19 protein-coding genes are annotated in these 19086 nt (G+C 60.0%); 10 read left to right on the forward strand and 9 right to left on the reverse strand.

The genetic code is table 11. The features are described from left to right. Window positions 1–39: 39 nt before the first annotated feature. The 7 genes from ACR0B5_RS13505 to ACR0B5_RS13535 form a co-directional block, all read right to left on the reverse strand. Complete coding sequence (locus ACR0B5_RS13505; RefSeq protein ID WP_480541084.1) at window positions 40–933, reverse strand: RDD family protein; 894 nt, start codon at window positions 931–933, stop codon at window positions 40–42. Next, window positions 930–1925 carry a stage II sporulation protein M gene (locus ACR0B5_RS13510; RefSeq protein WP_170642702.1) on the reverse strand — a complete coding sequence of 332 codons (996 nt, stop codon included), beginning with the start codon at window positions 1923–1925 and terminating at the stop codon, window positions 930–932. Before ACR0B5_RS13510 ends, ACR0B5_RS13505 begins: the two co-directional genes overlap by 4 nt. Further along, window positions 1925–3169: a DUF58 domain-containing protein gene (locus ACR0B5_RS13515; protein ID WP_480541086.1), complete on the reverse strand. Its 1245-nt coding sequence runs from the start codon at window positions 3167–3169 to the stop codon at window positions 1925–1927. The genes ACR0B5_RS13510 and ACR0B5_RS13515 overlap by 1 nt, the downstream gene beginning before the upstream one ends. Before the next feature lie 35 nt (window positions 3170–3204). After that, window positions 3205–4161, reverse strand: coding sequence for an AAA family ATPase (locus ACR0B5_RS13520; RefSeq protein WP_480541088.1), 957 nt, complete (start codon window positions 4159–4161; stop codon window positions 3205–3207). Beyond that, the gene (locus ACR0B5_RS13525; protein ID WP_480541090.1) at window positions 4151–5461 is read right to left on the reverse strand and encodes a hypothetical protein; all 1311 of its coding nucleotides are present in this window, start codon (window positions 5459–5461) and stop codon (window positions 4151–4153) included. Before ACR0B5_RS13525 ends, ACR0B5_RS13520 begins: the two co-directional genes overlap by 11 nt. Continuing rightward, entirely contained in the window at window positions 5458–6102 is a 645-nt protein-coding gene (locus tag ACR0B5_RS13530) for a DUF4129 domain-containing protein (RefSeq protein ID WP_480541092.1), read from the reverse strand. Before ACR0B5_RS13530 ends, ACR0B5_RS13525 begins: the two co-directional genes overlap by 4 nt. Window positions 6103–6302: 200 nt before the next feature. Beyond that, window positions 6303–7190, reverse strand: coding sequence for a MurR/RpiR family transcriptional regulator (locus ACR0B5_RS13535; RefSeq protein ID WP_170379200.1), 888 nt, complete (start codon window positions 7188–7190; stop codon window positions 6303–6305). Window positions 7191–7327: 137 nt separating this feature from the next. Here ACR0B5_RS13535 and ACR0B5_RS13540 point away from each other — a divergent pair, with 137 nt between their 5' ends. Genes ACR0B5_RS13540 through ACR0B5_RS13565 form a run of 6 tightly spaced genes read left to right on the forward strand, consistent with a single transcriptional unit; the run spans window position 7328 to window position 12774 of the window. Further along, complete coding sequence (locus ACR0B5_RS13540) at window positions 7328–8410, forward strand: alcohol dehydrogenase family protein (protein WP_480541094.1); 1083 nt, start codon at window positions 7328–7330, stop codon at window positions 8408–8410. Beyond that, the gene (locus tag ACR0B5_RS13545) at window positions 8407–8985 is read left to right on the forward strand and encodes a dimethylsulfonioproprionate lyase family protein (RefSeq protein WP_170642706.1); all 579 of its coding nucleotides are present in this window, start codon (window positions 8407–8409) and stop codon (window positions 8983–8985) included. Before ACR0B5_RS13540 ends, ACR0B5_RS13545 begins: the two co-directional genes overlap by 4 nt. After that, window positions 8982–10088 (forward strand): mandelate racemase/muconate lactonizing enzyme family protein, encoded by a 1107-nt coding sequence (locus ACR0B5_RS13550; protein WP_480541096.1) that lies wholly within the window; start codon window positions 8982–8984, stop codon window positions 10086–10088. Before ACR0B5_RS13545 ends, ACR0B5_RS13550 begins: the two co-directional genes overlap by 4 nt. Before the next feature lie 23 nt (window positions 10089–10111). Next, window positions 10112–10369, forward strand: coding sequence for a cupin domain-containing protein (locus ACR0B5_RS13555; protein WP_170553940.1), 258 nt, complete (start codon window positions 10112–10114; stop codon window positions 10367–10369). Next, window positions 10366–11475 (forward strand): mandelate racemase/muconate lactonizing enzyme family protein, encoded by a 1110-nt coding sequence (locus ACR0B5_RS13560; RefSeq protein ID WP_480541098.1) that lies wholly within the window; start codon window positions 10366–10368, stop codon window positions 11473–11475. Before ACR0B5_RS13555 ends, ACR0B5_RS13560 begins: the two co-directional genes overlap by 4 nt. A gap of 27 nt (window positions 11476–11502) precedes the next feature. Continuing rightward, window positions 11503–12774, forward strand: coding sequence for an aspartate aminotransferase family protein (locus tag ACR0B5_RS13565; RefSeq protein WP_480541100.1), 1272 nt, complete (start codon window positions 11503–11505; stop codon window positions 12772–12774). Between the two features lie 227 nt (window positions 12775–13001). Here the strand turns inward: ACR0B5_RS13565 and hemC are convergent, their stop codons facing one another. After that, the gene (gene hemC / locus ACR0B5_RS13570; protein ID WP_480541102.1) at window positions 13002–13964 is read right to left on the reverse strand and encodes a hydroxymethylbilane synthase; all 963 of its coding nucleotides are present in this window, start codon (window positions 13962–13964) and stop codon (window positions 13002–13004) included. Window positions 13965–14069: 105 nt separating this feature from the next. Here hemC and hemE point away from each other — a divergent pair, with 105 nt between their 5' ends. Continuing rightward, complete coding sequence (hemE, locus tag ACR0B5_RS13575; RefSeq protein ID WP_480541104.1) at window positions 14070–15104, forward strand: uroporphyrinogen decarboxylase; 1035 nt, start codon at window positions 14070–14072, stop codon at window positions 15102–15104. 57 nt (window positions 15105–15161) lie between these two features. Here the strand turns inward: hemE and ACR0B5_RS13580 are convergent, their stop codons facing one another. Continuing rightward, on the reverse strand, window positions 15162–16271 hold the full coding sequence (locus ACR0B5_RS13580; RefSeq protein WP_480541106.1) for a CaiB/BaiF CoA transferase family protein: 1110 nt from the start codon (window positions 16269–16271) through the stop codon (window positions 15162–15164). Window positions 16272–16397: 126 nt separating this feature from the next. On the opposite strand from ACR0B5_RS13580, the gene ACR0B5_RS13585 reads away from it, so the two are divergent. The 3 genes from ACR0B5_RS13585 to ACR0B5_RS13595 all read left to right on the forward strand — a co-directional run bounded on the left by ACR0B5_RS13585 (window position 16398) and on the right by ACR0B5_RS13595 (window position 19086). Next, complete coding sequence (locus ACR0B5_RS13585) at window positions 16398–17327, forward strand: ABC transporter ATP-binding protein (protein ID WP_170553853.1); 930 nt, start codon at window positions 16398–16400, stop codon at window positions 17325–17327. After that, complete coding sequence (locus tag ACR0B5_RS13590; protein ID WP_170379180.1) at window positions 17324–18085, forward strand: ABC transporter permease; 762 nt, start codon at window positions 17324–17326, stop codon at window positions 18083–18085. The genes ACR0B5_RS13585 and ACR0B5_RS13590 overlap by 4 nt, the downstream gene beginning before the upstream one ends. Window positions 18086–18288: 203 nt before the next feature. Next, a complete protein-coding gene (locus tag ACR0B5_RS13595; RefSeq protein ID WP_480541109.1) occupies window positions 18289–19086 on the forward strand; it encodes a S49 family peptidase in 798 nt (265 codons plus the stop codon).

The raw sequence follows: 19086 nt of genomic DNA on the forward strand, positions 1-19086 counted from the left end.
TTTCTGCTTCTCGCTTGGGTAAATCTGCAACAGGCGTGGTTAGCCTTGCTTGTCTGCCTCGGCGTGGAATTTATCGGCGCGTTTGTCGCCGAACAACTGGCGCTGCTCCAGAAAGGCGCGTTGTGCTTTGTAGAAGGCCTCGAGAAAGGCAAGCTGGTCTTCGGCGCGTACCGCATCAGCATAGTCGATCTTGCGACGGACCTGCTCGACAATTGCGGCCATGGTTTCCTTTTTCCGTTTGTGTGCCTCGGGCCCGGTCGAGCGTGCCGCGCCGCGCAGAAACCCTTCGAGGGTATGCAATTCGAACGCGCCGTAATGTTCAAGCTGATGGGTCAGAAACTGGAACCGGGGCTGGGTGGCGGTGGCGGGTTTGATCGCTTTGGACATATCGGGCAGCAGGATCGGTTTGGGAAGGTGGATCACATAGGTGCCAGCGATAATGTCCCCCAGCCGTTGGCTGCGCTTGTTGAACACCGGCACCGCTACTACGCCCAGCACCCAGGCGAGCGAGATCAGCGACGGGATCAAAGCCTCGGCATTCAGGGTCAGAACCAGTGTGCCGGGCAAGAAAATCTCGGCCTCTTTCATAAGGTTGCGAACGACAAGCGATTGCGTCGTCAGCGCTTGACCATCGGCCGAGACAACCTTGATCTTCATCATGCGCTTACCGATGGTCTGGCCGTTCCACACCAGCTCGGACGCAGCGTAGTAGGGGATGCGGATGACGAAGAACAGCATCGCAGCAACCGCCACCAGCGCCTCGGGCGGGACAACGTCGATGGCCAGCAAAAGCAAGAAGAGGGCGATGGCACCCACCCCGGTGATCAAGATATCAGCGAATTGGGCGGCCATACGCACGCCCACACCCGCAACCCGGAAATAGAGCGGCACACCTTCGGGGGGCAGTAGGCGGTCGAGCTTGGGTTGCGTCATGACCGCTTCCTTCCGCCCATGCAGAACCACAGCAACCACAGCGCGCCGATCCCCCAGCCGATGGCGATGCGCGTGGTGCGGTCCTGTACCAACTGCCGGCCAAAGCCTTCCAGCAGCGCAGCAACCACCAGCATCATGGCGGCGATCAGCGCCAGTTTCACTGCGTCATGCCCGGCGGCCCGCAATGCCGCGCGGCGTGTGAGCTGGCCGGGGAACAGTACGGCAAGGCCCAGTTTCAAACCGCCCGCGCCTGCGATGCAGATCGCCGACAGCTCGGTCACGCCGTGGACCGACAGCCAGCCAAACAGGTCCCAGCCCAATCCCCGATCAATGTGTAGTGCGTAAAAAACGCCCAAAATCAATCCGTTATAGAACAGCAAAAGAACCGTTGGCGCACATAGGAACGCCCCCAATCCGAATACAAAGATCGCGATGCGCGTGTTGTGCGAGAACAGGTAAGTGGCGAAAGCCCCCAGACCGGAGCCGTCCTCTTCTCCGTAAATGACCGAGCGCAGGTAGTCCGTGCTGGCGTCCGGCCCGCGCCCTCCGGCCAGTTCGGTCGGCATGAAGACAAAGAACCATTCGGGATTGTCGAAGTAGAAGAAATACCCGGCGATGGCACCAGCCGCCATGCACAGAAACCCCAGCAATGTGACGTGCCACGAGGACCGCATCGCTTGCGGACCGCCGCTGGTCAGGAACTTGCGGATGATCCCGCCCAGCCGTTGTTGCGGGGCGTAGACACTCAGATAGGCGCGGCTTGTCAGCGCCTCGAGATATTCCAGCAACCCGCGATCCAATGAGATTTCGCGCGCGATGGACAGGGATGTTGTGGCCTGCCGGTAGAGGTCGGCCAGATCGCGCGCCTCTTGAAAGCTCATACGGTGCAGGCCCTGACCTTCGGCCTTGTCGACCAGATCGGACAAACGTCGCCAGTCGCTTTCGCGTTCCTGCCGGAACCGGGCCGAGCGGATCAGGTCAGCGTCAGACATCAGATCATCTCTCGCGCTTTGATTTCCAGATAGGTCGAGATCAGCCGCGCCGAGATCTCGCCCGGTTCGGCGTCTATCACGGTCACACCGATCTGTTGCAGCCGTTCCAGCACAAGGCGGCGTTCGCGCAGAAGCTGCCCGGTCGAGACGGTCTCGGCCACGTCGTTCATGTCCTGCGGGGCTGTGTTGACTTGCGCCTCGAGGATCGGATCACGCAGGGTGACGAAAACGATCAGGTGCCGCTTGGCCAGCGCGTTGATGTTTTCGACCATCAACTCGGCCGAGGTGGTGTCGACGAAATCCGAAAACACGATGATCAGGCTGCGTTTCGGGGTGCGCCCGTTCAGCTCGGTCATGGCGAGGGTGTGGTTGGTCTCGACGCTTTCATATTGCAGTTCGGCCGTACGGCTGCGCAGTCGGGTGAACGCTGCGCGGCCCGGTTCGGGGGGCAGGAACATGCGCGGCTTGGCGTCATAGGCGTAAAGTCCGACCAGATCCCCCCCGATGGCTGCGGCCCAGGCGGTGGCAAGTGCCGCGGTGATGGCATGGTCGATCTTGGGCAGGCCCGCGATCTCCTCGCGCATCTGATAGCCGTTGTCCAAGGCGATGATGACATGGTGGTTGCGCTCGGCCCGGACCTCTTTGGCGACCAAAGACCGATGCCGGGCGGACCGCTTCCAATCGATTGAGTTCGCATCCATGCCGGGTACAAAATCCCTCAACTGGTGAAACTCTGTGCCCTCACCGATGGCGCTGTTTTCCTTTACGCCGAACAGGCGTGATTGGACCGTCGTCGAAATTTCACCCGATTGCACCCGGCGGATGTTGGGTACGATCGCCAGTTCAAGGCCAAAGGCGATTTTTGGGACGAATTCGAACAGTCTGAATCGGGACGACCAACTGAGCCATAGATCTGAGAGGCGCCATTTTCCGCGGCGAATGGCGCGAAATGGAACGCTCACCTGACCGCTGGACAGGTCGAACCGGGCCGGTCCTTCGATCCCTTCGGGCCAGTTTACCTGCCCAGACATACCCGAAGTTGCAGGGGTGACGGTTAGGGCGATCTCATCCTGTTCGCCCACGAAGATATCACCCAACGGCTCGACCGAGACCGAACGGCGGCGTGGCCAGGACAGCAGCAGGTCGCCTATGGCCAGCGCGCATAGAACCACCCACGGCACCCCGGCCACGGCACGGGTTGCATCGCCCATGACAACGGCGACCAGTGACAGGCTAAGCGCCACGCAGGCGGCCACCAACAATATGCGCGAAGGCCGGATCAGCGGGGGGCCTCGATCTGGTTGACGATGTTCTCCAACACCTGCTGCGGCCCGCGCCCTTCGATTTCGGCGGCGGGGGACAGAACGATACGGTGTTGCAGCGCGTGGATGATCAGAGTTTTGACGTCATCAGGAATGGCAAAATCGCGCCCGTTCAGAGCAGCCGTTGCACGGGTCGCTCCGGCGATGGCATCCGCCGCGCGGGTCGAGGCGCCAAAGGCGATATCCGCGCTTTCCCGTGTGGCGCGCACCAGACGCAGGATATAGGCCAGAATGTCGTCATCCAGCACGATCTCATCAATCAACTGCCGGGCCGCTGCCATCGTCGGAGCGTCCAGCAAATGGCGCACCGTTTTCGTTGCGCTTAGGGGATCCAGCGGCGCATTGGCGTGTTTGCGCAGGATCGAAAGTTCGACGTTTTCGGGCGGGAAGCTGAGGTTTACCTTGAACAGGAAGCGGTCCAGCTGCGCCTCTGGCAGCGGGTAAGTGCCTTGTTGTTCAATCGGGTTCTGGGTGGCAACAACGATAAACTCGGATCCCAGCGAATGGTCGGTGCCGTCGATGGTTACCATGCGCTCGTTCATCGCCTGCAGCAAGGCGGCTTGGGTCTTGGGCGGCGCGCGGTTGATCTCATCCGCCAGCAGGATCTGACTGAAGACGGGGCCTTTGGTCAGAACAAACTCACTGGTCTGGAAGTTGTAGATCGAGGTCCCCAGAACGTCGCCCGGCATCAGGTCAGGTGTGAACTGAATGCGCCCGAACTCGAGGTTCAAAGCCCCAGCAAAGCTGCGCGCCAGCAGCGTCTTGGCGGTGCCCGGAGGCCCCTCAAGCAGCACGTGACCTCGCGCAAACAGCGCCGTCAGCAGCAGGTCAACCGCTTCTTCCTGGCCTTGCACAACTTTACCGATCTCAGCCCTGAGGCTTTCGGCATGGGAAAACAATTCATCAAGCGTCATCGGCAAGTTGCTCCAGTATCAACTCAAATTGGTCCACATAGGGAATGGCATGTTCCGGCCCCAGATGCGGGGGCAGGGCGCGGATGGATGCGATCAGATCTTCCAGTTTTGCGGTTAGGTCCGGTTTTCGGGCGCGAACGTAGTTGAGGTACGCCTCCTCGGGTGTGCCGCGCAGGGCGTGCGATGTACCGAACACCAATGCCGCGCGGGCGCGCAGGCGGGTGTCGATGAAGTCCGACAGCAACGCGCCATCCTGATCCGTCATGCGCATCAATCGGGCCCGGACCCGGTTGGCGGTGCGTTTGCCCGAACCGAGGCCAAGCGATAGATCAGCGACCGGCCCGCTGCGCACCCCACCGCGCCAGACCGCAAGGGCCAGCAGAAGCCCCGCACCGATCCAAAGGGTCAGGAAGGGTGGTTCGAACAGGCGCTTCAGGTCGTCCCAGGTGCGTTCGCGCGCGACATGCTGTTGCGGGTCGGTCAGCCAGTTGCGGTCGCTATAGTCGATGATGATCCGCTTCTCGCCCGCGATCCCGGCCAACACTTGCGCCGCGATCCGGGCGTTGTCCCCCAAAACCAGCCCATGGTTGTTCATCAGATCCGGGTCGGACAGAACATAGATCTTCTGTTGTTCACGGTTGCGCGGCAGTGGGCAAAGGCCTAAAACCATAGCGCCCCGACGGCCCACCAGCGGCTCGCAGCCTTGCCCGTCAAAGACCTGCGCCGCATAAAGGCGGGCGGTCAGCGTATCGTCGGAGACTACGTCAAAGTCGGTGAATGGAACGCGGGCCGAGCGGATTTTGCCGACATCCGAACCAACAATCCCATGTAGAACGCCCTCGATCCCTTGTTCGGGGGACAACAAGATAGGATGCCCCAACCCAGTTAACCTCAGGCCCGAGCGCCATTTGGGCAAGATCACAAGGCTGGGGGTCGAGAGCGCCTTTTCGCGGATCACGTCTAGAGTCTGATCGAACTCATCTGGTTGCAGCAGCAGTTCGTCTTTGGTCTGCGCGCGCGCCCGATCTTTGCCCGGCTGAGTGTCATAGATGGGCTGGATCAACAGGCCGATGGTGCTGCGGTCCAGCGGCCAGCCGCCGGTAAAGGTTTGCGCCGTGTGGCCTTGATCGCGCAGCCACAGCTCTAGCCCGTCGAACCCGGTTGAGGAGTCGCGCAGCGCATATTGTCGACCGGCCATCACATAAAGGAATATGCCGATGCACAACGCGCCGATGATGCCAAAGATGATCCAGTCGACCCGGACCCGCTCGGTTGCTGCAATATTGGCCGTATCGCTCATGCGCGGACCTCGCGCAGGATGGGGCGGATGCGCGCAAGCAGCGCATTGAAGTCGGGATCGCTGATGGAGCGATGGCCGAAATGCACCCGTTCACTTTCCAGCACCAGTGCGCGCAGATCCGGGATGTACCAGAGGCTCTGCGGCAGGCTGCGCAGCGCCTCGCGATGGGTCCAGCTGCGCTTGAAAAGAACCTCATTGGCGCTGAGGCAGCGGGTCAGGACCAGTTGCGCCAGCCCGACGACCGCCTGGTTGCGATCCTCCTGCCTCAGGATGGCGTCCAGATCGGGCAAATCCTCGTCTGTCTCGGGCGTGTCCACTGACGGCTTTCCGTCGCGCTTTGCGTTGCCCGCCCCCGACCGGAAAGAAACCGCCGTTCGACCCACGCTGAGGTACAGGATCCACGCCAACACGGCTAGAACCAGTGCCGAGACGATCCCCATCGTCCAGTTGGTATCAAGCGAGGCGGTTTGAGACTCTTCGTCAGGTGTGGGTGAGAATTTGGTGTCCAGCGGAGGTGCCGGTTGGGTGGGGTCAAAATACACTACATCCGTGTCGATCCCGCGATAGCGAACGGCCTTTAGATAGTTCTGCCCCGAGGGGCTAAGCTCGGCTGGGGAAAGCGCTTTCTCTTGCGCTGTCACCAGTGTGGGAGCGCAGAAAAGAAACGATAGAAATAAGGCCGTCAAAAAACGCATTGGGCTATCGTTAGTTCACTCTCGTCATGCACGCAATCAGTAGAATGCGCCTCGCGCCTGGATTGACCAAGGCTGCCACGCGACCTGTGTTTGTCGTGCCCATGTGGCGATTTCGTGACAGGTTTGCAGAGCGAGGTCGGGTGTGACTATTCGGGCTCTTCCGCATAGAGACCAAGCTCATGCCTGCGCTGGTGGAACCGCGCGACCCGATCAACGATCTCATCACTGGAAACGGCGATCACGAAAGACAAAAGCGTCTCAAGCAAAGCAATGGTCGAGACTGACGAGGGGAAGAATTGCGGCGTGTCCGCAGACAGAACAAACCCGTGCTGCGCGTTCAGGATCACCGGGCTGGCCGGGCTGTCCGAGATGCCAACGACCGTCATACCCTGCTGGCGCGCCAGCTTGATCGCCTCGATCACTTCGGTCCGATAGGGATGGCAGGTGATCGCAATCAGCACGTCCTGTTCATCCGCCCAAGCCAGATCGTCCACCGGGGTTGAGCCCGAACGGGGAATGGCGTGAAACTGCTTCATTCCGGTCGAGGCCAGATAGGTGAAGTTGCGGGCGTTCGAGTTGTTCACCCCGACACCAAGAGTAAAGATCTGGCGGCAGTTCCAGATATCCTCGGCAGCGGCCTGCAGTTGTTTGGCATCGATCCTGGCAAATGTCTCTTCGATATTGCGGATCGCCGCGCCGATCATGTCAGCGTAGAGCCCGCCCAGCTCACCGGATTTGCCGATATCCTGAAGCCACCGGGCGCGGTCAGGAAATGAGACCGATCCCTGCCGGATTGCCTGCCGGAACGGCGCGCGAAAATCCTCATAGCCTTCAAAGCCGACTTGCCGGGCCATACGGACAAAGGTGTTAGGTTTGACATTGGCGGCTTCGGCAATTTCGCGCACGGTCGAAACGCCGACATCGGTGGGGTTCTCCAACACATAGCGCGCGGCCTTTTGGGCCTCGGGTGTCAGGGCCTCCCATTCCTCGGCCAGACGGTCGAGAACGATTGATGATACATTTGTGTCATTCATTGTTGACCGTGGTACACTTGTGAAATTAGCCTGTCGAGCAGATTCGCACACCGGACGCACCAAGATGATCGAAAACGCCGGTATGTGGCCCCCGAAACACTTCTGCCGACCTGCGGCGAATTTGAGGAGACTACTGGATGAGTTTGCCTGACACAATGAAGGCGATGGTGACCATGGGTCACGGCGGGTTGGAGCAGATGGTGCTGCATGAAAACTGGCCCCGCCCCGAGCCCGCTGCGGGTGAGGTGTTGATCAAGGTTGCCGCTTGCGGGCTGAACAACACGGATGTGAACACGCGCTCGGGCTGGTACTCCAAGACCGTCACAGATGCGACGACGGGCGGTGCGTTTGAAGAGGTGGGTGAGGATGACCCGACCTGGGGCGGCGCACCGATTACTTTCCCGCGTATTCAGGGTGCCGATATCTGCGGTGAAATTGTTGCCGTCGGTGCGGGCGTGGATGCGGCGCGGATTGGTCAAAGGGTGATCACCGACGGCTGGCTGCGCGATCCGGATGATCCCGGCAACATGAATAAAACGGGTTACTACGGGTCCGAACGGGATGGCGGTTTTGCTGAATACGCAACGACGCTGGCCGTCAACGCGGTGCCGATCACATCGAACCTGTCGGACGCCGAGCTTGCGACCTTCTCGTGTTCCTATTCCACCGCCGAGGGCATGTTGACCCGAGCAAATGTCACGGACAAGGACACGGTTCTGGTGCCGGGGGCCTCGGGTGGCGTTGGTGGCGCGCTTCTGCAACTGGCCAAGCGGCGTGGTGCGCGGGTGATCGCGTTGGCGTCCGAGGCGAAACACGCCGATGTTGCCGCACTGGGTCCAGACATGATCCTGCCGCGCGCGCCAGAAAATCTGCGTGCTGCGCTGAGCGAAGAGAAGATCACCGTGGTGGCCGACGTGGTCGGTGGTCCCTATTGGGCGAAGTTGATCGACATTCTGGAACGGGGCGGGCGTTATACATGTTCAGGCGCCATCGCTGGCCCGATGGTCGAGTTTGACCTGCGCACGTTCTACCTGCGCGATCTGACCTTCACAGGCTCAACTGTGATTGACCCGCAGGTCATGCAGAACCTTGTGAAGTACATTGAAGCGGGTGAGATCAAACCGGCCCTTGCAGCCACCTATCCGCTTGAGGAGCTTCGGGACGCGCAAGCTGCGTTCATCGCCAAGCAACACACCGGCAATATCGTGGTGATCCCATGACCTTGGATGATGTGCTGCGGGCCGCGCAGTTGGTGCATCAAACGCACCATGATCTGTCCGCCTTTGGCGAATGGCCGACTGACCTGTCGGCGTCGGAACTGGAACCGAACCACATCCCTGCTGCGGATCAGGTGCGCGAGTTGACCCTCTCAGGAAGTGCTGTGACGCAGGCTTTGGTCGAGGCGATCAAGGCGACCGCGCATTTGGCCCAGTGGAAACACACCTACACGGTGGAGGAGGTCGGTGCCGAGTTCCTCAGCCGCTATGGCTACTACGAATTGTTCGGCCCGACCGGTCATTTTCATTCAACCCAGCTGCGCGGTTATGTCGGCTATTGGGGGCCGGGTCTGGCCTATGACTGGCACAGCCATCAGGCGGAGGAGCTTTACTTGACGCTGGCCGGGGGGGCTCTGTTCAAGGTCGACGGAGAGGAGGCGTTTGTCGGTCAAGGCCAGACACGCCGTCATGAAAGTTGGCAAAGTCATGCGATGACGACAACGGATCAGCCGATCCTGACATTTGTGCTTTGGCGTGGCGAAGGGATGGGCGATCTGCCCAGAATGGACGCGGCATGAAGATCACCCGGATCCGCGTGTTTCAGACCGGGCTGCCCTATGTCGGCGGGGCCTATGTCTGGGGCGCGGGGAACGCCATCAAAACGGCCACGGCTTCGGTCGTGGTCATCGACACGAATGCAGGCTTGCAGGGTTGTGGCGAGTTCACGCCCTGCGGCGAGAACTACATGGTCGCGCATTCTGAAGGCGTTGTGGCGCTGGCGCGGCTGGTCGCGCCGCACTTGCTGGGAGAAGACCCGCGTCAGGTTGGCCGGATCGAGCAATTGATGGATCATCTGGTGCAGGGGCATGGCTACGCGAAGGCTCCGTTCGATGCGGCCTGCTGGGATATCTTGGGGCAGGCCTGTGATCAGCCCGTCTGGATGCTGCTGGGTGGAAAGCTGACCGATGGCGCGCCCATGTACCGCGTCGCGCCGCAAAAGGCGGTAGATGAGACCGTGGCCGAGATGAATGCCTATCGCGATCAAGGCTACCGGCAGTTTCAGATCAAGGTTGGTGGTGACTGGGCCACCGATATTGACCGTATCCGCAGCACGGTTCCCTTGCTGCAGCCGGGCGAAAAGGCGATGGCGGATGCCAATCAGGGTTGGCGGGTCGACAATGCGATCCGGGTGGCGAGGGCCACGCGAGATCTGGATTTCATCCTCGAACAGCCCTGCCGAACCTATGAAGAATGTCAGCAGGTCCGTCGAGTCGCCGAACAGCCGATGAAGCTGGACGAATGCGTGACCGGTATCCACATGGCGCAACGCATTGTCGCGGATCGTGGGGCCGAGATCTGCTGTCTGAAAGTCTCGAACCTCGGTGGGCTCAGCAAGGCGCGACGTGTGCGGGACTATCTGATCGAGAACCGCATCCCCGTGGTCAGCGAAGACACGTGGGGAGGTGAAATCACAAGCGCGGTCGTGGCGCATTTTGCGGCATCGACCCCGCCCGAGTATCTTCAGAACACGACTGACCTGATGAACTACAACACTCGGTCGACCGGAATTGGCGGCCCGGAGTCTCGGAATGGCAAGCTCTATGCTTCGGATACGCCTGGGTTGGGGGTGACGCCGGATTTTGAAAGCCTCGGAGCACCGGTAGAGGAGTTCCGCCTGTGAGAGACCAAGCCAAAGCAACCCAGATGATTGACGACGCGCGCGTACGAGTGACTCGGTTTGACTTTGCCCCCGGCGCTGAAACCGGCTGGCACCGCCATGCGATGGACTATGTGATCACCGCCGTCACCGATTGCCACATGCGTTTGGAATTGCCTGATGGAACGGTCAATGAGGTGACAGTGCCTGCCGGAACATCCTACCGCCGGGACCAAGGGGTCGAGCACAATGTGATCAACGCGGGGGACCACCCCATGTCCTTTGTCGAAGTGGAACTGAAATGAAGATCACTCGACTAACGGTCTTTCAGGTCGATCTGCCGCTGGAGCATCCCTATTGGCTGTCCGGTGGGCGGCTGAAATTTGAAAATCTCGACGCAACGATTGTGAAGGTTGAAACGGATGCGGGTCTGACGGGATGGGGTGAAGGCACGCCCTGGGGCCACACCTATGTGCCCGCGCATGGGCCGGGTATTCGGGCTGGGATCGAAACCATTGCTCCGTTCATTCTGGGTCTTGATCCCCGCAAGGTGCTGGAAGTTGAGCGCGCGATGGACCTCGCGCTGCCTGGTCACCTCTACGCCAAAAGCCCGATTGATATGGCCTGCTGGGATATCGCTGGTCAGGCGGCGGGTCTGCCGATTGCCGATCTGATGGGTGGAGGCTCCCGCACGCCGCGCCCGATTGCCTCGTCCGTTGGGGCAAAGACCGTTGAGGAAACCCGCGAAGTCATCGAACGCTATCGTAGCCGGGGTTACATCGCGCATTCGGTTAAGATCGGCGGCGATGTGGAACGCGACATCGCCCGCGTTCGGGATGTGGAAAGCCTCCGCCGACCGGGTGAGATTGTCCTCTATGACGTCAATCGAGGCTGGACCCGGCAGCAGGCCCTGCGGGTGATGAGCGCCTGTGAGGACCTTAACGTGATGTTCGAGCAGCCGGGCGAAACGCTGGACGACATCGCTGCGATATTGGCGAAACATGCCTCGCCCGTCTCGGTGGACGAGTCGCTTGTCACATTGCAGGACGCAGCCCGGATCGCGCGGGATTGTCTGGCTGAGGTATTCGGGATCAAGCTGAACCGGGTCGGTGGGCTGACCAAGGCCGCGCGGATGCGAGACATTGCACTGGCACACGGGATCGACATGTTCGTCATGGCGACCGGAGGCTCCGTGCTGGCCGATACCGAAGCTCTGCATCTGGCCGCCACCATCCCCGATGACAATTGCCACGCCGTCTGGGCCTGTCAGGACATGATCACCGTCGACATCGCAGGCGGGCGCGGCCCGCGCAACGTGGACGGACATCTGCATCCGCCCGAAACGCCCGGCCTTGGCGTGCATCCCGACGAAGACGCTCTGGGCGCCCCGGCGGCCGTTTACAGACTCTGATTTTCTTGACGATGGAGATCGCGTGATATGCTCAAGATCAACACTCAATCCGAATGGATCGACCGCGCCAAGGCGGCTCTGCCGGCGGGTGGGTTCGGCAATTTCGACCCTGGCATCATGATCTCACGCGGCGAAGGCAGCCGCGTCTGGGATGAGGATGGGAACGAATATATCGACTACCTGATCGGCTCGGGACCGATGCTTTTGGGTCATGGTCACCCCGAAGTGCTCGAGGCCGTTCTGGAGCAACTGCCCAAGGGCATGACCTTCTTTGCAAATAACAGCAAAGGTGTCGAACTGGCCGAGGCGATCATTGACGCCGTGCCCTGCTGTGAACAGGTGCGCTTTGTCGCCTCGGGTGGCGAGGCGGATATGTACGCGATCCGTCTGGCGCGCGCTTATACCGGGCGGGACAAGATACTGAAATTCGAAGGCGGCTATCACGGCATGAGCGCCGAAGCGCAGATGAGCCTAGCCCCCAGCCGCGAGGTGAATTTCCCGCAAGCCGTGCCTGACAGTGCTGGTATTCCTCCAGGCGTCGCCGAACAGATGCTGATCGCGCCTTTCAATGACCTTGAGGCCGTCGAGACCCTACTGAACGAACATGACGATATAGCCGCGATCATGGCAGAGCCTTTGCAGCGTATCATTCCCCCGCTGCCGGGATATCTGCAGGGCCTGCGCGCGCTGTGCGACAAATACAATGTGCTGCTGATCTTTGATGAGATCGTCACCGGATTCCGTCTGGCCTATGGCGGGGCGCAGGAACGGTATGCTGTGACGCCCGATATCTGCACGCTGGGTAAAATCACCGGCGGCGGTTTTCCTCTGGCTGCGTTGGGCGCAAGCGCTGAGATCATGAAGCATTTCGACAAATCGCAGGTGGGTGAGGCCGGATGGCTGATGCAGCTGGGCACTCTGTCAGGTAACCCTGTGGCCTCGGTCGCCGGGTTGAAAACAATGGAGATTCTGCGGCGCGAGGGGACATATGACCAGCTGCGCGCAACCGGCGCGGCCTTGCAGCAGATGCAGGTGGATGAGCTAACCAAAGCGGGCATTCCCCATCAGATCTGCGGCGATGAAACGCTGTTTGATGTCTACTTCACTGAAAATCCCTGCCGCGACTACCGCAGCGCACGGCATGACGACCCCAAACGGAACGCGCTTTACAATGATGTTCTGCGGGAGAATGGGATTTTCAAATCTCCGGGCAAACTCTACCCGTCTCTGGCGGTGACTGAGGCCGATCTGGAGCAAACGCGCGAAGCCGTAAAACAGGCGGTCGCGGCACTGGGCTGATCAAAGACGTGCTGATGAAAAAAACGAGCCGCTGTCGAAATTGACAGCGGCCCGTTCACCTATTGCAGTCTGGGCGTAGCCTCGCCCCCTCGAATACTTGTTAAAACACCAACAATCTGAAAACTTTCGATACTTTCGAGGCTATCCAGTCTTGCAACCGGTATGGCCTATTAATGCCTGTCTTTTCGGAATGCCACAGTGAACAAGTTCACTTTGGCTAAAATTATTTAGGATTTTTTCCAATCGAAGAAACCGGGGCCTGCCTGACGCAGCAGAGTGTCGGCCATTTCCCGGCCCATCTCGGTGGCGTCTTCGATCGCGCCTGTTGTGTTTTCCGCAATAGCCTCGGATCCGTTGGGGCGCAGAACCTCGCCCCGCAGTCGCATTTGGCCGTTCTCGATTTCGCAAAGCCCGGCGATCGGGGTCTCGCAAGACCCGTCCAACCCGGCCAGTAGCGCACGCTCCGCTGTCAGACGTTGACCGGTTTCAGCGTGATGAATCGCTTCAAGCAGTTCGGCGGCCCGGTTGTCTGTTTCGCGGCGCTCAATGCCGATCGCGCCTTGTGCGATGGCGGGCAGCATATCGTCGGTTGAGATCGCGGTGGCAGGGACGTCCTCCATCCCCAGCCTGCGGATGCCGGCCATGGCCAGAAAGGTGCAATCGGCCACGCCGTCCGCCAGTTTCTTCAGACGGGTCTGCACGTTGCCGCGAAATTCGACCACATTCAGGTCCGGGCGACGGTTCAGCAATTGTGCCCTGCGCCGCAGGGATGAGGTGCCGACAACGGCGCCCTCGGGCAGGTCGTGGATCGAGGTGAATTGCGGGGAAATGAACGCATCGCGCACATCCTCGCGGGGCAGGAACGTATCCAGCACCAGCCCGGCGGGCTGTTCGACGGGCATATCCTTGGTCGAATGGACGGCGATGTCGATATCGCCGCGCAGCATCGCCTCTTCGATTTCCTTGGTGAAGAGGCCCTTGTTGCCGATCTCTTTCAACGGGCGATCCGCATCGATCATGGCGCGGTTGTCGCCGGTGGTTTTGATCACCACGATCTCAAAAGCCTCATCGCTCAGCCCGAACGCATCGCGCAGTCTCTGGCGGGTCTCATAGGCTTGTGCCAAAGCCAGCGGAGAGCCTCGGGTGCCAATTTTCAGCGGCGATGCGGGGGTGGGCAGAGTCAGTGTCATGGGCACAGCTTTAGTCGCGTCACATTGCCCTGACAATGGGGGCGGTGCTTGACAAATTGCCACTGAGCGCCGACCCGTGGGCGAAACGCAAGATTGAGGGCGATGATGGCTGAGACGAAGAAATTGCTGCGGGCACTGGCCGGAGAGGTTCAGGACATTCCGCCGATCTGGATGATGCGTCAGGCCGGGCGGTATCTGCCGGAATACCGCGCAACCCGCGCGCAAGCCGGGGATTTCCTGTCGCTGTGCTACAATCCCGAACTGGCGGCCGAGGTCACGTTGCAGCCCATTCGCCGCTATGGGTTTGACGCGGCGATCCTGTTTGCTGACATCCTTCTGGTTCCCCAAGCGCTGGGTGCGGACTTGTGGTTTGTAACAGGCGAAGGCCCGCGCCTTTCGACGATCACGCAGCAATCCGACTTTGACGTGTTGAAGCCGGTTGAGGACATTCATGAGACCCTGTCCCCGGTCTATGAAACTGTGCGTATCCTATCGAAGGAACTGCCGTCCGAGACCACCTTGATCGGATTTGCAGGCGCGCCGTGGACTGTCGCGACCTATATGATCGCAGGGCGCGGCACGCCTGATCAGGGTCCTGCGCATGCGCTGCGCGAGGAGAATAACGCCCTTTTCGAGGCTCTGTTAGAGCGGATTACACTGGCAACGATCGAGTATCTGTCGGCTCAGATCCATGCCGGGGCCGAGGTGGTCAAGATCTTTGACAGCTGGGCCGGGTCTTTGAAAGGCGACGCCTTCCAGAAATACGCGGTTGAGCCGTGCCGCGTGATCACGCAGGCCATTAAGACACGCCATCCCGGTATTCCAGTCATTGGCTTCCCGCGTGAAGCGGGCGAGGGCTATGTCGGGTTTGCCAAGGCAACCGGTGTGGATTGTGTGGCGCTGGACAACTCGGTCGCGCCTGACTGGGCGGCGGCGCATGTGCAGGTGGATGGCTGCGTGCAGGGGAACTTGGCCTCGTCCCATATGGTCACGGGCGGTCAGGCGCTGGTGGATGAGACGCGGCGGATTGTTGAGGCGTTCTCCAAAGGTCCACATATCTTCAACCTCGGTCACGGGATTACGCCGGATGCGGATCCCGAGAACGTGCAATTGATGATCGACACGGTGCGCGGGCGGTAGAGGGAAGGGGACCAGCCCCCTTCTTGGCCGTTGGCCAATTCATCCCCTGGGAAATTTTTAGCCAGATGAAGGGGCGGATTGGTTCTGGGCGGAGAGCTCGTCCAGAATGACTTGGTTGTGTTCGCCTCGGGCCGGGCTGGGTTTGGCGCTCCAGTGCATGGTCGAGAAACGGGGCGCTGCGGCGGCTTGCATGGTGCCATCCACGGTTTGCCAAGTTTGGCGGGCGGTGTTCATGGGGTGGTTTTGTGCCTCGACCGGATCAAGGACTGGGGCGACGCAGGCATTGGTTTCGTGAAACAGCGCGGCCCAATGGTCTCGGGGTTTGCTCAGGAACAGGTCTGTCAGTTTCTTCGTTTGGTCCGGCCAGAGTTTGGAGTTGAATTGCTCCTGCAAGTCGGGGTTTTGTGACAAGCCCAGAATGTTCAGGAATTCGGCATAGAATTTTGGCTCAAGGCACTGGACCGTCACAAAGCCATCATCGGCGCAGCGGTAGGTGCGGCTCCAATGTGGACCGTCAAGCAGGCTTTGGCCGCGCGTTTCTGACAGGTTGCCGGTTTGGCGCATGCTCATCAGCAGGTTCATCATATGCGCCGAACCATCGTAGATGGCCGCATCGACGACGGTGCCCTGACCGGTGCGCTGGGCGTTGAGCAAACCGGCAAGGAGGCCTGTGACCAGATACATCGCCCCGCCGCCAATGTCGCCGACGAGGGTTGCAGGGGTTTGCGGCGTTGTTTCAGGTTGCGCCGCGTACCAGAGAGCGCCCGAAAGGGCGATGTAGTTCAGGTCATGCCCGGCGGTTTTGGACAAAGGGCTGTCCTGTCCCCAACCGGTCATGCGGCCGTAGACCAGTTTGGGGTTCAGCGCATGGCATATGTCAGGCCCAAGTCCCAGTTTCTCCATCACGCCGGGGCGGAAGCCTTCGATCAGTGCGTCGGCGGTGGTGATGAGTTCCTTGGCGGTGTTCAAGTCGGTTGCATCCTTGAGATCAAGCGCAATGGACCGTTTGCCCCGGTCCAGCACCGAGCGTTCCGGCATGCCGGGTGTCACACTGCCGCCCTTGCGGTGGATGGTGATCACATCCGCGCCGAGATCAGCCAGCAACATGGCGGCGAAAGGGCCGGGGCCCAGGCCTTCGATCTCGACTATGCGTATTCCGTTCAGCATGGATCTCTCCGGTATGTGCAGCGTTTCCCGGACCCTACAGCAATTCCGTGCAGAGCTCTGTGCGAAATTGGCCTGTTCCACCGGGAAGCGAAACGATAGGGTCTCTGCCAGAACGGGGAAACAGGCATGACTACCATTTTGTCGATTAAGGATTTGCGCAAATCCTATGCGGACGGGTTTGAAGCGCTGAAGGGCGTGTCGCTGGACATCGAGGAAGGTGAAATCCTTGCTCTGCTCGGGCCGAACGGTGCGGGGAAGACAACGCTTATCTCGACCATTTGCGGGATCACCACGCCGACCTCGGGCAGTGTCTCGGTTGGCGGGCACGATATACAGGCCGAGTTCCGCGCCGCCCGCAAGATGATCGGTCTGGTACCTCAGGAAATCGCGTTGGAGCCGTTCGAGAAGGTATACAACACGGTCCGTTTTTCCCGAGGGCTGTTTGGCTATGGCAATGACAGCGCGCGGATCGAAGAGATCCTGCGCAAACTGTCGCTTTGGGACAAACGCAAGAACGCGATCAAGGAACTGTCCGGGGGCATGAAGCGCCGGGTTCTGATCGCCAAGGCCTTGGCCCATGAACCGCGCATTCTGTTTCTGGATGAGCCCACCGCCGGTGTCGATGTCGAGCTGCGCAAGGATATGTGGGAGATCGTCGCCGAGCTGAAGCAGGCGGGCGTCACCATCATTTTGACCACGCATTACATCGAAGAGGCCGAAGCCATCGCCGACCGTGTGGGCGTCATCGACAAGGGTGAGCTGCTGCTGGTGCAGGACAAGAAAACCTTGATGGCGCAGATGGGTAAGAAACAGATCGAGGTCATGCTGACCGAGCCGATCGCGGCAATCCCGGACGGTTTGGCCGCGCATAATCTGGTTTTGAACGGAAATGGCGATGCGCTGATCTATACCTATGACACCAATGCGGATCGGACCGGGATCACAACGCTGCTGAATGACGTGGCCCAATCGGGGCTGGTTCTGAGGGATGTGCAGACAAGGCAATCCAGTCTGGAAGAGATCTTCGTCAATCTGGTATCGGGAGAGGCCGCATGAACTGGACCGCCATTGCCGCCATCTACCGGTTTGAGATGGCTCGCTTCTTCCGCACCTTGGCCCAGAGCTTTCTGTCGCCGGTCTTGTCGACCTCGCTGTATTTCGTGGTCTTTGGTACGGCCATCGGTAGCCGGATTCAAGAGGTTGAGGGCGTCTCATACGGGGCATTCATCGTGCCCGGGCTGATCATGTTGTCGGTGGTCATGCTGGCGATTTCGAACGCGTCGTTCGGGATATATTTTCCAAAGTTTCTCGGAACGATCTATGAATTGCTGTCGGCCCCGGTCAATTTCATCGAGATTGTCATAGGTTATGTAGGCGCGGCGGCCACCAAGGCGCTATTCGTCGGTCTGGTGATCCTTGCGACTGCGACATTCTTCGTCGACATCCGGATCGAGCATCCGCTGGCGATGGCCGCGTTTCTAGTGCTGTCCTGCCTCAGCTTTTCGCTGTTGGGGTTCATAATCGGAATATGGGCCAGCAATTTTGAGCAGATGTCGCTGGTGCCGCAGTTGGTTGTCACGCCGCTGATCTTTCTTGGCGGCACGTTCTATTCGATCTCGATGCTGCCGCCGCTGTGGCAGACGATCACCTTGTTCAACCCTGTAGTTTATCTGATTTCAGGCTTCCGCTGGTCGTTCTATGGGCTTGCAGATGTACCGATCGTGTTCAGCCTTTTGGCCATCGTGGCCTTCACCGGACTGTGCCTTGCGATCATCTGGTGGATATTCAAAACAGGCTGGCGCATCCGCAGCTAGATCGCTTTGCGTTTGATTTGAACCGAAATGCGCTGTCTCTCCCTATGCTCGAACGCGCATCTCGGTGGCATTGTCTCAGCTAAAACGCAAAACGGTTAGGGCGTTGCATTTTTGCCCATCGGTGTGAGGAAATTGTCTAACGCCGCGTTTTGCGTTCCGCGAGTCCCTTGTTTAGCCGATGGGGGCACTCTACATCGGCACCCATGAAACTCAGCCTGCCTTTTGTCAATAAACCGCCCGTTGTGGCCATCGTTCGCCTGTCCGGTGCCATCGGTATGGCCGGACGCGGCGCGTTGAATGATACCTCGCTGGCACCTGTTCTGGAAAAGGCCTTTCGCAAAGGCAAGCCCGTGGCCGTCGCGCTCGAGGTCAACTCGCCCGGTGGATCGCCTGTGCAAAGCTCTCTGATCGGCGCGCGTATCCGGCGGTTGTCGGAAGAGTTAGACATACCGGTGGTGGCCTTTGTCGAGGACGTTGCAGCCTCGGGTGGGTATTGGCTGGCGGCGGCAGCGGATGAGATCTGGGCCGATGACAGCTCGGTCCTTGGGTCGATCGGTGTGATCTCGGCCGGGTTTGGCGCACATGAGTTTCTGGTGAAACAGGGTTTTGAGCGGCGTGTTCACACGGCCGGGAAGTCGAAATCCATGCTCGACCCGTTCCGCCCGGAAAAGGAAGAGGATGTCGCGCGGCTGGAACGCCTGCTGGAAGACATCCACGAGAATTTCATCACCCATGTCAAAACCCGTCGTGGGGACAAGCTGGACGCGGACGCCGATCTGTTCACAGGCGAAATCTGGCTGGCGCGCCGCGCGCAGGAGCTGGGCCTGATCGAAGGCATCGCCCATCTGAAACCCAAGATGCAGGAGCGTTTCGGCGACAAGGTGAAGTTCCGCCGTTACGGCGTGCGTAAACCAATATGGTCACGTTTCGGTACCGCGCTGGCGCAGGACGCCGTAGCGGGGCTAGAGGAGCGGGCGGCCTTCGCGCGTTTCGGTCTGTAA

Source organism: Ruegeria sp. AG1 (assembly GCF_056541705.1).

What these genes read in the sequence shown, in the direction of transcription:
- ACR0B5_RS13505 (WP_480541084.1), bottom strand. Translation starts at nt 933, where the DNA reads ATGACGCAACCCAAGCTCGACCGCCTACTGCCCCCCGAAGGTGTGCCG.
- ACR0B5_RS13510 (WP_170642702.1), bottom strand. Translation starts at nt 1,925, where the DNA reads ATGTCTGACGCTGACCTGATCCGCTCGGCCCGGTTCCGGCAGGAACGC.
- ACR0B5_RS13520 (WP_480541088.1), bottom strand. Translation starts at nt 4,161, where the DNA reads ATGACGCTTGATGAATTGTTTTCCCATGCCGAAAGCCTCAGGGCTGAG.
- ACR0B5_RS13525 (WP_480541090.1), bottom strand. Translation starts at nt 5,461, where the DNA reads ATGAGCGATACGGCCAATATTGCAGCAACCGAGCGGGTCCGGGTCGAC.
- ACR0B5_RS13535 (WP_170379200.1), bottom strand. Translation starts at nt 7,190, where the DNA reads ATGAATGACACAAATGTATCATCAATCGTTCTCGACCGTCTGGCCGAG.
- ACR0B5_RS13540 (WP_480541094.1), top strand. Translation starts at nt 7,328, where the DNA reads ATGAGTTTGCCTGACACAATGAAGGCGATGGTGACCATGGGTCACGGC.
- ACR0B5_RS13545 (WP_170642706.1), top strand. Translation starts at nt 8,407, where the DNA reads ATGACCTTGGATGATGTGCTGCGGGCCGCGCAGTTGGTGCATCAAACG.
- ACR0B5_RS13550 (WP_480541096.1), top strand. Translation starts at nt 8,982, where the DNA reads ATGAAGATCACCCGGATCCGCGTGTTTCAGACCGGGCTGCCCTATGTC.
- ACR0B5_RS13555 (WP_170553940.1), top strand. Translation starts at nt 10,112, where the DNA reads ATGATTGACGACGCGCGCGTACGAGTGACTCGGTTTGACTTTGCCCCC.
- ACR0B5_RS13560 (WP_480541098.1), top strand. Translation starts at nt 10,366, where the DNA reads ATGAAGATCACTCGACTAACGGTCTTTCAGGTCGATCTGCCGCTGGAG.
- ACR0B5_RS13565 (WP_480541100.1), top strand. Translation starts at nt 11,503, where the DNA reads ATGCTCAAGATCAACACTCAATCCGAATGGATCGACCGCGCCAAGGCG.
- hemC (WP_480541102.1), bottom strand. Translation starts at nt 13,964, where the DNA reads ATGACACTGACTCTGCCCACCCCCGCATCGCCGCTGAAAATTGGCACC.
- hemE (WP_480541104.1), top strand. Translation starts at nt 14,070, where the DNA reads ATGGCTGAGACGAAGAAATTGCTGCGGGCACTGGCCGGAGAGGTTCAG.
- ACR0B5_RS13580 (WP_480541106.1), bottom strand. Translation starts at nt 16,271, where the DNA reads ATGCTGAACGGAATACGCATAGTCGAGATCGAAGGCCTGGGCCCCGGC.
- ACR0B5_RS13585 (WP_170553853.1), top strand. Translation starts at nt 16,398, where the DNA reads ATGACTACCATTTTGTCGATTAAGGATTTGCGCAAATCCTATGCGGAC.
- ACR0B5_RS13590 (WP_170379180.1), top strand. Translation starts at nt 17,324, where the DNA reads ATGAACTGGACCGCCATTGCCGCCATCTACCGGTTTGAGATGGCTCGC.
- ACR0B5_RS13595 (WP_480541109.1), top strand. Translation starts at nt 18,289, where the DNA reads ATGAAACTCAGCCTGCCTTTTGTCAATAAACCGCCCGTTGTGGCCATC.